Consider the following 13,044-nt stretch of genomic DNA (forward strand, 5'->3'; position numbering starts at 1 on the left):
GATGGACAAACGTCCCCCACGTCGGACCCACCTCCTAAGGTGAACAGCGATGGCGCTTCACATCCATCGCGCGGAACGCACCGACCTGCTGGCCGACGGTCTGGCTGCTTTGCTCGCGAACCCGCTGGCCGACCCGTTCGCCGAGGAACTGGTCCTCGTGCCGGCCAAGGGCGTCGAACGGTGGCTGAGCCAGCGCCTGAGCCACACCCTCGGTCGCGGCGACGGCGCCGACGGCGTCTGCGCGGGCATCGCGTTCCGCAACCCCCGCTCGCTGATCGCCGAGCTCACCGACACAGCCACCGACGACCCGTGGTCACCCGACGCCATGGTGTGGCCGTTGATGGAGGTCATCGACGCGCACTGCTCGCAGAACTGGTGCAAGCCGCTGGCCGTGCACCTCGGCCACTTCGAGGCCGGCGACGAGAAGGAACTGCGGCAGGGCCGGCGCTACGCGGTGACCCGCCGGCTGGCCGGGTTGTTCGCCTCCTACTCGCGCCAACGGCCGCAACTGCTGATCGACTGGGAGAACGGCGCCGACGGCGACATCGCCTCCGACCTGAACTGGCAGCCGCCGCTGTGGCGCGCGCTGATCGAACGCATCGACGCCGACACCCCGCACATCCGCCACGCCAAAACCCTTACCAGACTTACGGAGTCGCCGACAAACCTGCCGGAACGGCTGTCGCTGTTCGGCTACACCCGGCTGCCGGGCACCGAGATCGAACTGCTCGACGCGCTGGCCACCCACCACGATCTGCACCTGTGGCTGCCGCATCCCAGCGACGACCTGTGGCAGCGGCTGCGCGGCATCCACGGCCAGGTCGCCCGCCGCGACGACACCAGCCACCGCGAGGTCGGCCACCCGCTGCTGGCTACGCTCGGCCGCGATCTGCGCGAACTGCAGCGCAGTCTGCCCGCCGACCTGCAGACCGACGAATACCTGCCCGGCCGCGAGCATCCGGACGCGCTGCTGGGCTGGCTGCAGTCCGACATCGCCGCCAACGCGATCCGCCGCGACGGCCGGACCCATGACCCGAAAGACCGCTCGGTGCAGGTGCACAGCTGCCACGGTCCGGCCCGGCAGATCGACGTGCTGCGCGAGGTGCTGCTTGGTCTGCTCGCCGACGACCCGACCCTCGAGCCGCGCGACATCCTCGTCATGTGCCCCGACATCGAGACCTACGCGCCGCTGATCGTCGCGGGTTTCGGGCTCGGCGACATGATCAAGGGCGTGCACCCGGCGCATCAACTGCGGGTGCGGCTGGCCGACCGGTCGCTGGTGCAGACCAACCCGCTGCTGGGCGTAGCCGCGCAACTGCTCACCCTGGCCGGCGGGCGCGCCACCGCCAGCGAGGTGCTCAACCTCGCGCAGGCCGCGCCGGTGCGGGCCCGCTTCGGGTTCACCGACGACAACCTCGAAGACATCACCCGCTGGGTGCGGCAGGCCAACATCCGCTGGGGCTTCGACACCGAGCACCGCAAGCCGTACGGCGTCGACTTCATCCAGAACACCTGGCGGTTCGGCATCGACCGGGTGCTCGCCGGCGTCGCGATGTCCGACGACTCGCACGCCTGGCTCGACACCACGCTGCCGCTCGACGACGTCTCCAGCAACCGCGTCGACCTGGCCGGGCAGCTCGCCGAGTACGTCGACCGGTTACAGCGCGCCGTCGAATCGCTTACCGGCGCAGCGCCTCTCGCGCAGTGGCTGACGTCGCTGACCGACAGCGTCGCGCTGCTGACCCGGGTGAACGACGACGACGTCTGGCAGAGCGCGCAACTGGAGCGCGAATTCGCCGAGGTGCTGGCCACCGCGGGCCCGCGCGCCGACACCCTGATGCGGCTCCCCGACGTGCGTGCCCTGCTCGACCGCCAACTGGCCGGCCGGCCGACGCGGGCCAACTTCCGCACCGGCACGCTGACGGTCTGCACGATGGTGCCGATGCGTTCGGTCCCCCATCGCGTGGTGTGCCTGGTCGGCCTCGACGACGGCGTGTTCCCGCGCATCGGCATCGTCGACGGCGACGACGCGCTGGCCCGTGAGCCGATGACCGGTGAGCGCGACATCCGTTCCGAGGACCGCCAATTGCTACTCGACGCGATCGGCGCGGCGACCGAAACCCTGGTGATCACTTACACCGGCGCCAACGAGTACTCGGGCCAGAAACGGCCACCCGCGGTGCCGCTGGCCGAACTGCTCGACACCCTCGACCGCACCACCGAACACCCGGTCCGCAAGACCGTCGTCGTCGAACATCCGCTGCAGCCGTTCGATGACCGCAACGTGGAGCCCGACAAGCTGATTCCCGATCAGCCGTTCACCTTCGACACGACCGTGCTGCGGGCGGCGCAGGCCCGCACCGGTCAGCGCGGGCCGCGGCCGGGGTTCGTCTCCGGGCCGCCGCCCGCTCCCCCGCCCGATGACGTCGTGCTCGCCGACCTGGTGGCGTTCTTCCGCGACCCGGTCAAGGGATTCTTCCGGTCGCTGGAATACACGCTGCCGTGGGAGGTCGACGGCGTCGACGACGCGATGCCCGTCGAGATCGACGCGCTCGAGGAGTGGACGGTCGGCGACCGCATGCTCCAAGACATGTTGCGCGGCATGACCTCCGAGCAGGCCCGCCACGCCGAGTGGCGGCGCGGCACGCTGCCGCCGGGCAACCTGGGGTGGCGGCGGGCCAACGAAATCTGCGAGCAGGCCACGCTGATCGCCGACGCGGCCCGGCCGTATCGCGGTGACCACCCCTCCGCGGTCGACGTCGACGTCGAGATCGCCCCGGGCCGCCGCGTCACCGGCACCGTCGGCCCGGTCTACGGCGACCGGCTGGTGTCGGTCACCTACTCCAAGCTCGACGGCCGCCACCTGATGCAACCGTGGATCCCGTTGCTGGCGTTGCACGCTCACGCTCCGGCGCGCGAATGGAAAGCGGTGTGCATCGGGCGCCCGCGGCGCGGCAAGGATCCGCGGGTCGAGGTGATCGGCCGGCCGCAGGAACACGCCCGCGCACTGCTCGCCGACCTGGTCGCGATGTACGACGAGGGCCGGCGCCAGCCCCTGCCGCTGCCGGTGAAGACGTCGTTCGCGTGGGCGGAAGCCGTGCACAGCCACGGCGATCCCCAACAGCGGGCCGGGTACAAGTGGCGCTCCGGCAACTACCCCGGCGAGGAGGATGAGCCCGCGTACCAGTTGGCGTTCGGCCGGTTCACCTGGCTCAAGCACCTCGTCGACCGCGGGCTCGACACCTACGCGGGCCGGCTGTGGCTGCCGATGCTGCGGGCGCTGGAGACCTGATGGAGCCGTTCAACCTGTTGGGGCCGTTGCCCGCCGAGCGGTCGACGACCCTGCTGGAGGCCAGCGCGGGCACCGGCAAGACGTTCGCGCTGGCGGGTCTGGTCACCCGGTACCTCGCCGAAGGCGTCGCGACGCTCGACCAGATGCTGCTGATCACGTTCAGCCGCGCCGCCAGCCAGGAGCTGCGTGACCGGGTGCGGCGCCAGATCGTCGACGCGGTACAGGCTTTCAGCGATCCCGCCGGCGTCGAGACCAACGAGATCATCGACTACCTGCGCGACGGCACACCCGACGTACTCGCCGAGCGCGAGCAGAACCTGCGCGACGCGCTTGCCGCGTTCGACGCCGCGACGATCGCCACCACGCACCAGTTCTGCCAGCTGGTACTGCGGTCGCTGGGGGTGGCCGGCGACACCGACTCCGGGGTCACGCTCGTGGAGAGCCTCGACGAGCTGGTCACCGAGATCGTCGACGACCTGTACCTGCATCACTTCGGCCGCGAGCGCGACCATCCGCTGCTGGCCTACCCCGACGCGCTGCGGCTGGCCAAGGACGTGGTGAAGAACCCCGCGACCGAGCTGCGGCCCGCCGATCCGGAGCCCGAGTCGCGCGCCGCGGTCTGCGTCCGGTTCGCCAAAGACGTTCTGGCCGAACTGGACAAACGCAAGCGGCAACGCGGCATCCTCGGCTACGACGACCTGCTCAGCAGGCTGGCCGACGCGCTGGCGGCCGACGACTCGGCCGCGCAGGTCCGGATGCCGCAACGCTGGCCGATCGTGATGGTCGACGAGTTCCAGGACACCGACCCCGTGCAGTGGCGGGTCATCGACCGCGCATTCACCGGCCGCTCCACGCTGATCCTGATCGGCGACCCCAAGCAGGCGATCTACGCGTTCCGCGGCGGCGACATCGTCACGTACCTGAGCGCGGCGTCGAAAGCCGATGTGCAGAAGACATTGGCGACGAACTGGCGCAGCGACGCGGCGCTGGTCGACCGGCTGCAGGCGGTGCTGCGCGGCGCGCAGCTGGGTCATGAGCAGATCGTCGTGCACGACGTCGCCGCACACCACACCGGGGCCCGACTGGCGGGCGCCCCGTGCCCCGATCCGTTCCGGCTGCGGGTGGTGCGACGGGAAACACTCGGCGGCAGCGGAACCCGCACGCTCGCGATCGACCAGCTGCGCAGCCACATCCCGCGAGATCTGGCCGCCGAGATCGCCGGGCTGCTGGCCGCGGGCGCCACGTTCGACGGACGCCCGCTCGGTGCGGGCGACATCGCGGTCATCGTGGAGACGCACAAGGATGCCCGCGTCTGTTACCGCGCGCTGTGCGATGCGGGGATTCCCGCGGTGTACACCGGTGACTCGGACATCTTCACCAGCGATGCCGCCGCGGACTGGCTGGCGCTGCTGGAGGCGTTCGACCAGCCGCACCGGCCCGGCATCGTGCGGGCGGCCGCCGCGACGATGTTCTTCGGAGAGACCGCCGAGTCGCTGGTCGCCGGCGGTGACCCGTTGACCGACCGGATCGCGGAGACGTTGCGGGAGTGGGCCAGTCACGCCCGCGAACGCGGGGTCGCGGCGATTTTCGAGGCCGCGCAACTGGCCGGCATGAGCGACCGCGTGCTGTCGTGGCAGAACGGTGAACGGCAGATGACCGACCTCGCGCACATGACCCAGCTGCTGCAGGAGGCCGCGCACCGCGAGCACTTCACGCTGCCCGCGCTGCGCGACTGGCTACGCGCCCAGCGCGAGGAGGGCAGCGGCGCGGCCGAACGGTTCCGCCGCCTCGACAACGACGCCGCGGCCGTGCAGGTGATGACGGTGTTCGTCGCCAAGGGCCTGCAGTTCCCGGTGGTCTATCTGCCGTTCGCGTTCAACCGGCACGTCTGGGACCCCGAGATCGTGCTGTACCACGAGGGCGAAACCCGGTGCCTGCACATCGGCGGCAACGACAGCCCGGATTTCCACGCGGTGTCCAAGCTCGGCCGCGAGGAGGATGCCAGCGACGACAGCCGGTTGATGTACGTGGCGATGACGCGGGCGCAGTCACAGCTGGTCGCGTGGTGGGCGCCGTCGCGCGACGAGCCGAACGGCGGGCTGTCGCGGCTGCTGCGGGGCCGTCGTCCCGGTGAGGCGATGGTGCCCGATGTCGTTGTGCCGTCAAAGGTTTCCGATGCCGACGCGATGGCGCGGTTCCAGGAATGGGCGGCGGTCGGCGGACCCGTCATCGAGGACTCGGTGCCGCGTCCCATACCCGCGAGGCCGACTGTGCCGGGGTCCGGCGAGTTCGGTGTTCGCCACTTTCACCGCCCGATCGACACCGCATGGCGGCGCACGTCGTACAGCGGGCTGATCCGGGCGGTCGAGGCGACTCCGGTCAGCAGCGAACCCGAGGTGATCGATCTCGACGACGAGGTCGCCGAGATCGCGCTGACGTCGGAAGCCGTCGGCGCCGATGTGCCGTCGCCGATGGCGGATCTGCCGACCGGCGCGAAGTTCGGTTCGCTGGTGCACGCGGTGCTCGAGGACGCCGACCCGTTCGCCGCGGACCTGGCCGCCGAACTGGAGGCCCGGATCCGCGAGCATTCGGTGTGGTGGCCCGTCGACGTCGAGGCGGCCGAGTTGGCGGCGGCGCTGCTGCCTCTGCACGACACGCCGCTCGGTCCGCTCGCCGGGAACGTGACGCTGCGCCAGATCGGGCTGTCCGACCGGATGCGGGAGATGGAGTTCGAGTTTCCGCTCGCCGGTGGGGATCTGCGGTCGTCGGCGCCTGACATCCGGCTGGCGCATGTCGGCGCGCTGCTGCGTGAGCACCTGGAGGTTGACGATCCGATGCGCGCATACGCCGACCGGTTAACCGAGGCAGGGCTGGGCGGCCAGTCGCTGAAGGGGTACCTGTCCGGTTCGGTGGACGCGGTGCTGCGGGTCGACGGGCGCTACCTCGTCGTCGACTACAAGACGAACTGGCTCGGCGATCCGAGCCGCCCGCTGACGGCGGCCGACTACGCCCGCCCGCGGCTCGCCGAGGCGATGCTGCACTCGGACTATCCGCTGCAGGCACTCCTGTACAGCGTTGTGCTGCACCGGTTCCTGCGCTGGCGGCTGCCGGGGTATTCGCCCGAGCAGCATCTCGGCGGGGTGCTCTATCTGTACCTGCGCGGGATGTGCGGGCCGGGCACCCCGGTCGTCGACGGCCATCCTGCGGGGGTGTTCAGCTGGCAGCCACCGGCGGCGTTGATCATCGCGCTGTCGGAGCTGCTCGACGCGGGCCGGGCGGCGGCATGACGAGCGTGGAGTGGCGGCGGGCGGTCAGCGCCACCGGCGTGCTGCGGACATTCACCGATGCCGAGGTGCTCGACGCCGCCGATGTGCATGTGGCGCAACGCCTCTGCGAGATGTCCAAGGCGCCCGACGAACATGTCGCGCTGGCGGTGGCGCTGACGGTGCGTGCGCTGCGCAACGGGTCGGTGTGCCTGGACCTGTCGGCGATCGAGCAGCAGGTCGCGGTCGACGGGCTGCCGTGGCCGGCGCTCGACGCGTGGCGGGCGGCTGTGGCGGGCCATCCGCTGTCCGGGACGCCGCCGGTGCTGCGCCTCGACGAAAATCTGCTGTACCTCGACCGGTACTGGCTCGAGGAACAGCAGGTGTGCGACGACATCCTGGCGATGGTGGCGACGAAGCCGGGTGCCGCGGCGCCGGACGTCGACCGGTTGTTCCCGCCGGGCTTCGAGGAACAGCGAGCCGCCGCCGAACGCGCACTGTCGCAAGGGTTGACGGTGCTGACCGGCGGGCCAGGCACGGGTAAGACGACGACGGTGGCGCGACTGCTGGCGTTGCTGGCCAGCGGAACGCAATTGCGGGTTGCGCTGGCGGCGCCGACCGGGAAGGCGGCGGCGCGGCTACAGGAGGCGGTGCAGCTGGAGGTCGACAAGCTCGATGCGGCCGACCGGGAGGCGTTGTCCGGGATGCACGCGACGACGCTGCATCGCCTGCTGGGTAGCCGCCCGGACACGTCAGCGCGGTTCCGGCACCATCGGGGAAATCGGTTGCCGCACGACGTGATCGTCGTCGACGAGACGTCGATGGTGTCGCTGACGATGATGGCGCGACTGCTCGAGGCGGTGCGCCCGGACGCGCGCCTGGTGCTCGTCGGCGATCCGGATCAGTTGGCGTCGGTGGAAGCCGGTGCTGTGTTGGCGGATCTGGTCGAGGGGCTGGGCGCGCAGCGGATCGCGCAGCTGACGACGTCGCACCGGTTCGGCGAGTCGATCGGCGCGCTGGCGACCGCGATCCGCGACGGTGATGCGGACTCGGTCGTCGACGTGCTGCGCGCCGGCGGTGAGCACATCGAGTGGATGGACACCGCCGAACCCGCGGAGCATCTGCGGAAAGTGGTGATGCCGCCGACGATCGCGTTGCGGCAGGCGGCGCTGCTCGGCGACCACGAGGCGGCGCTGGCGACGCTGAGCGAGCACCGGCTGCTGTGCGCGCACCGCCGCGGCCCGTACGGCGTGCGGTACTGGAACCATCAGGTCGAGCGGTGGCTGGCCGAGGCCACCGGCGAGCCGATCTGGTCGGCCTGGTACGCCGGACGCCCGATCCTGGTGACCGCCAACGACTACGGGCTCGGACTGTACAACGGCGACACCGGGGTGACGGTCGTGCGTGACGGGGTGCTGCGCGCGGTGATCGCGGGCACGCAGCGGCTGGAGTTCGCGACCAGCCGGCTCGCGGAGGTCGACACCCTGCACGCGATGACGATCCACAAGTCGCAGGGCAGCCAGGCCGACGAGGTCACGGTGCTGCTGCCGCCCGAGGATTCGCGGCTGCTGTCGCGCGAGCTGCTCTACACCGCGGTGACGAGGGCGAAGAAGCGGGTCCGAGTGATCGGTCCGGAGGCGTCGCTGCGCGCGGCGGTCGGCCGCCGGGTGGTCCGGGCCTCGGGCCTGGCGCGCCGCCTCCGCGGCTGACTTTTTTCTTTCTTGGCGCCGAACGTGGGTTACCCGCACGCCACCCGGCGGTTCGACGTGCGTCGAGCCCACACTCGGCGAGATAGGGACAACCCGCCATCCCTTCCCTCCCCCGCGCGAACGTGGGTTACCCGCACGCTCCCCGGCGGTTCGACGTGCGTCGAGCCCACACTCGGCGCGAGACGGCTACCGATGTTTAGGGCGGCCCGCGGACCGGGCACTCCTGTCCGGCGGTGTGAGCTGGCACACATCGCTCCTTGGCGGACGGAGACGTGCGATGAGTACGGAGAACCAGGTCAAGCCCACCGACGTCGACAAGGCACTGCTTGGCAGCGCGACCTACCGAAGTCTCGGCGAGCAGCGACTCTCGCCGCAGGAGGAGCGCTTCGAGAAGGGCCGCCGCACCACCGGCCTGTTCCTGGCGCCGCTGCTGACGGTCGTGATGCTGGTGCTGCCGCTCGACATCCCGCGCGAGCAGCAGGTGCTGGCCGCGGTGCTGCTCGGCGTGATTGCGCTGTGGATCACCGAGGCGGTGCCGATCCCGATCGGCGGCCTGCTCGGCGTCGCGGTCGCGGTGTTCCTCGGTGTCGCGCCGGTCGACGACGTGCTCGGCCCGTTCGGCTCGTCGACGATCTTCACGTTCATCGGCGCATTCATCCTCGCGCAGGCGATGCTCAAACACGGGCTGGCGCGGCGCTTCGCGTTCCGCATCCTGGCGCTGCCGCGCGCCGGCCGCTCCACCACCGGCGTCATCATCGCGTTCGGCGTCATCACCTGCCTGCTGTCGGCGTTCGTGTCGAACACCGCGACCGTCGCGATGCTGTTGCCGACGGCGATCGGCATCCTCGCCGTGATCGCCAAGATGATGCAGCAGCGCGGCGACGTCGAAGCCGACTTCGATCCCAGACGCCTGCGAGTCGGCACGGCGCTGATGCTGATGCTCGCCTACGGCGCCAGCGTCGGCGGCCTGCTGACCCCGGTCGGCAGCCCCCCCAACCTCATCGGCCGCGGCCTGATCGAAGAGGCCACCGGTGAGCGCATCAGCTTCGGGCAGTGGATGGTGATGGCCGTACCGATCTGCGTGCTGATGTTCGTGCTGCTGGCGTTCACCCTGCTGCGGCTGAACCGGCCGGAGATCAAGCGCATCGACGGTGTCGCCGAGTACGTGGCGAGCGAACGCGAGAAACTCGGAAAGTTGTCGCGCGCCGAGAAGAACACGCTGATCGCGTTCGGCATCACGGTCACGCTGTGGATCCTGCCCGGCGTCGTCGCGCTGATCGCCGGCACCGAATCGTCGGCGTACGAGTTCGTCAGCGACCGGTTGGACGAAGGCGTGGTCGCGGTGTTCGGCGCGTCGCTGCTGTTCCTGCTGCCGACCGACTGGGGCACCCGCGAGTTCACCCTGCGCTGGAAGGACGCCGCCGAAATCGACTGGGGCACAATCATCCTGTTCGGCACCGGCATCATCTTCGGGTCGCTGATCTCGTCGACCGGGCTGGCGGAGACCATCGGCACGTCGGTCAACGACGCGCTCGGGTTGTCCAGCGTCGTGCCGATCACGATCTTCGCGGTGATCCTGGCGATCGTGGTGTCGGAGACCACGAGTAACACCGCGTCGGCGGCCGTGGTCGTGCCGATCGTCATACCGGTGGCGGTGGCCGCGGGCGTGAACCCGTTCGTGCCCGCCCTGGCGGCGACGTTCGCGGCGTCGTTCGGCTTCATGCTGCCGGTGTCGACACCGCAGAACGCGATCGTCTACGGTTCAGGCGTGGTCCCGATCACCAAGATGATCCGCTCCGGCATCACCTTCGACATCGCCGGGGCGATCCTCATCATCATCTTCCTGCCGCTGATGATCAGCCTGCTCGGGTTGGGTTCATGAGCGATATCGCGGTCATCCCGGGCGACGGGATCGGCACCGAGGTCATCGAGTCGGCGCGCGCAGTGCTCGACGCCGTCGCCGGTAAGCACGGAATCTCGTTGTCCTACACCGACTTCGACTGGTCGTGTCAGCGCTACGCCAACGAGGGCGCGATGATGCCTGACGACGGGCTCGAGACGCTGCGCGGTTTCGACGCGATCTTCCTCGGCGCGGTCGGCTGGCCGGGTGTACCGGACCATGTGTCGCTGTGGGGGCTGCTGATCCCGATCCGGCGGAAATTTCGCCAGTACGTCAACCTGCGACCGATCCGGGTGTTCAACGGCGTCGAAAGCCCCTTGCGCACAACCGGTGAAGTCGACTTCGTGGTGGTCCGCGAGAACGTCGAGGGCGAGTACAGCGAGATCGGCGGACGGCTCAACCGCGGCTTCCCCGACGAGATGGCGGTGCAGGAGTCGGTGTTCACCCGAGTCGGGGTGAGCCGCATCGCCGACTTCGCGTTTGAGCTCGCCCGCAGCAGGCGCGGCTACGTCACGTCGGCGACGAAGTCGAACGGGATCGTGCACACGCTGCCGTTCTGGGATGAGGTCGTCGCCGAGCGGGCAGCGGAGTTTCCCGACGTCCGCTTCGACAGCGAGCACATCGACGCGCTGGCGGCGAAGTTTGTGCTGCAGCCGCAGCGGTTCGACGTCGTCGTCGGCTCAAACTTGTTCGGCGACATCCTGTCCGATCTCGCCGCAGCTGTCGCCGGGTCGATCGGCATCGCGCCGTCGGCCAACCTCGACCCGACCAAGCAGTACCCGTCGATGTTCGAGCCGGTGCACGGGTCGGCGCCGGACATCGCCGGGCAGGGCATCGCCAACCCGATCGGCGCGGTGTGGTCGGCGGCACTGATGCTCGAGCACCTCGGGCACAGCGAAGCCGCCGCGGCGGTGATGACGGCGATCGAGTCGACGCTCGCGAACCCCGACACCCGCACCGGCGACCTCGGCGGCCGCGCGTCGACGGCTCAGGTCACCGACGCGCTCGTCGCCGCCCTCTCTTAGTCCGCGAGCACCGGGAAAGGTCAGAAGATGACCCGCAGATGCCCGAGGTGTACGACGTCGCTGTCGAGCAGCACCCGACGTTCCCGTAGCAGCAGCCCATCGCCACCGTCGACGAGCACGTCACGTCGTTCGGCCGTCGCGAACACCGGCGGCTCGCCGCGCTGGTTCCAGCTCAGCAGGATGTTGCTCGCGACCCGCAACACGTCGTCGCCGCAGGGCTCCACCCGCACATTCGTGACGAACCGCCGTGTGCGCACCGGCGGGTTCTCCGCATAGGCCGACCCGATCAGCTCCTCGGACAGCCGGTCGACCCACAGCGCGATCGTCGGCTTGGTTTCGGCCGCCAGGACGCCTCGTTCGGAATAGCCGGCTTCACCGGTTGCGCCGTAGGTCACCGGGATCGGGACCTCGTAGCGGAAGTCGTCGTGCAGCCAGTTGTACCAGTCGGCCAACCGGTTGGCGTCGAGTTGTTCGGCCTCTCTGCGGTAGGCCGACTCCACCCGCGCCAATCGCAACAGCTCGGTGGTGTCGACCGCCGTCATCGGTCGCCCGCCGTTCCCGGAAGCCGGTCGGTCCACTCACGGAAGAATTCTCGTTGCAGCACTTCGGTGTTCAGCGGCGCCACGTGGACCCGGCCGGGCAGCTGGTGTCCCGCGACCTCACTCTGCGGCTCAACATGCGCACCGCCGAAGAACAGGAAATCGCCCTGGCTTGCGCGGGTTCCGGTGTTCACCGACGACACCGACGCCGCGTTCGCGAGGTCGTCGGGCTCGAACGTGCCGCTGACGCCGAGTGTCCGGACCAGTGACTCCTGAGACCACCGCTTCCAGCGCGACTCGGCGGCACGCGGCACCAGGATCCACATCCAGATGTCGGTTGCGGTAGGACCGACCGGTTGCGCCAGCCGCAGCATGAACGCCGCGACCGGCGGCGCCTCAGGATCGCCGGTGGTGTCGTGGACGAGCTCGATGAAGCTGAGATTCGGGAACACGTTGCCCTTGCAGACCACGTTGTCGGCGGCGAACCAGCGCTGCGCGGCGCTACCGCGGCCGCCGAACTCGGCGACGAGTTCGGACGGATAGCCCGGATAGCGCGGATCGCCGTCGGCGGGCAGCTTGGTGGCGGTGACGCCGTGCCCGCCTCCGGTGGTGACCGTGTACGCCGTCGGTTTCGCGTCGCCGGCGCCGAAGACTCCGAGCTTGATCGGGTTGGCGTGCAACGTATCCAGATGCAGGCTGTCGAAGCCGAAGTTCTCCACGGACAGCTTCCAGTTGCATTTCGTGCGCCAGCGCAGTGGTTCGCCGACCACCTCCCAGCCGTCGCCGCACTTATCCAGCAGCGCGTCCAGGTAGAACGCCATGTCGCCGAGCCACTCGCTGAATTCGAGGCCTTCGGTGCTCCACGTCGCAAAGATCAAGCCTTGGTACGACGCGACCGTGGCCGTGGTCAGGCCGTGCCGGGACGGATCGACCTCCGGCGGGAACAATCGGCGGTTACGGATACCGCGCAGGTTCCCGTCGGTGTCGTACACCCAACCGTGGTACATACAGCGGAAGTTGGTCGCCGAACCGCGATCGGTCCGGCACAGCTGGGTCCCGCGGTGGGCGCACGAGTTCAGCATCACCCGGACGTCGCCGCCCTTCGACCGGCAGACGATAACCTCGTCGTCACCCATCTTGCGCACGACGTAGTCACCGGTCTCCGGGATCTCCGACTCGTGGGCGACGAACAACCAGGACTCGCCGAAGACGTACCGAAGCTCGTCGTCGAACACCTGCGGATCGAACACGGTGCCGCGGCGGAGCCGGCGAAAGTCGTTGCGACGCTGCCCGGTTGTCGTCACCGTCACCTCCTG

General features: G+C 69.7%; 7 protein-coding genes. 5 read left to right on the top strand and 2 right to left on the bottom strand.

Annotated elements, in window-relative coordinates; all coding sequences use genetic code 11:
• Nucleotides 1–49: 49 nt before the first annotated feature.
• The 5 genes from recC (at nucleotide 50) to BLW81_RS00780 (ending at nucleotide 11,189) form a co-directional block, all read left to right on the top strand.
• Nucleotides 50–3,292 carry an exodeoxyribonuclease V subunit gamma gene (recC, locus tag BLW81_RS00760; RefSeq protein ID WP_083405528.1) on the top strand — a complete coding sequence of 1,081 codons (3,243 nt, stop codon included), beginning with the start codon at nucleotides 50–52 and terminating at the stop codon, nucleotides 3,290–3,292.
• Nucleotides 3,292–6,579, top strand: coding sequence for an exodeoxyribonuclease V subunit beta (gene recB, locus BLW81_RS00765; protein ID WP_083405529.1), 3,288 nt, complete (start codon nucleotides 3,292–3,294; stop codon nucleotides 6,577–6,579). The genes recC and recB overlap by 1 nt, the downstream gene beginning before the upstream one ends.
• Nucleotides 6,576–8,264 (top strand): exodeoxyribonuclease V subunit alpha, encoded by a 1,689-nt coding sequence (gene recD, locus BLW81_RS00770; protein ID WP_083405530.1) that lies wholly within the window; start codon nucleotides 6,576–6,578, stop codon nucleotides 8,262–8,264. The genes recB and recD overlap by 4 nt, the downstream gene beginning before the upstream one ends.
• Nucleotides 8,265–8,541: 277 nt before the next feature.
• Entirely contained in the window at nucleotides 8,542–10,146 is a 1,605-nt protein-coding gene (locus BLW81_RS00775; protein ID WP_083405531.1) for an SLC13 family permease, read from the top strand.
• Entirely contained in the window at nucleotides 10,143–11,189 is a 1,047-nt protein-coding gene (locus BLW81_RS00780; protein ID WP_083405532.1) for a tartrate dehydrogenase, read from the top strand. The genes BLW81_RS00775 and BLW81_RS00780 overlap by 4 nt, the downstream gene beginning before the upstream one ends.
• Before the next feature lie 20 nt (nucleotides 11,190–11,209).
• On the opposite strand, the gene BLW81_RS00785 is transcribed toward BLW81_RS00780, so the two are convergent.
• On the bottom strand, nucleotides 11,210–11,731 hold the full coding sequence (locus BLW81_RS00785; RefSeq protein ID WP_083405533.1) for an aromatic-ring-hydroxylating dioxygenase subunit beta: 522 nt from the start codon (nucleotides 11,729–11,731) through the stop codon (nucleotides 11,210–11,212).
• Entirely contained in the window at nucleotides 11,728–13,032 is a 1,305-nt protein-coding gene (locus BLW81_RS00790; RefSeq protein ID WP_162277392.1) for an aromatic ring-hydroxylating oxygenase subunit alpha, read from the bottom strand. The genes BLW81_RS00785 and BLW81_RS00790 overlap by 4 nt, the downstream gene beginning before the upstream one ends.
• Nucleotides 13,033–13,044: the final 12 nt, after the last annotated feature.

It is taken from the genome of Mycolicibacterium rutilum (assembly GCF_900108565.1).
Lineage (GTDB): Bacteria > Actinomycetota > Actinomycetes > Mycobacteriales > Mycobacteriaceae > Mycobacterium > Mycobacterium rutilum.

Coding starts and splice junctions, on each gene's coding strand:
- recC (WP_083405528.1), top strand. CDS start 50: ATGGCGCTTCACATCCATCGCGCGGAACGCACCGACCTGCTGGCCGAC.
- recB (WP_083405529.1), top strand. CDS start 3,292: ATGGAGCCGTTCAACCTGTTGGGGCCGTTGCCCGCCGAGCGGTCGACG.
- recD (WP_083405530.1), top strand. CDS start 6,576: ATGACGAGCGTGGAGTGGCGGCGGGCGGTCAGCGCCACCGGCGTGCTG.
- BLW81_RS00775 (WP_083405531.1), top strand. CDS start 8,542: ATGAGTACGGAGAACCAGGTCAAGCCCACCGACGTCGACAAGGCACTG.
- BLW81_RS00780 (WP_083405532.1), top strand. CDS start 10,143: ATGAGCGATATCGCGGTCATCCCGGGCGACGGGATCGGCACCGAGGTC.
- BLW81_RS00785 (WP_083405533.1), bottom strand. CDS start 11,731: ATGACGGCGGTCGACACCACCGAGCTGTTGCGATTGGCGCGGGTGGAG.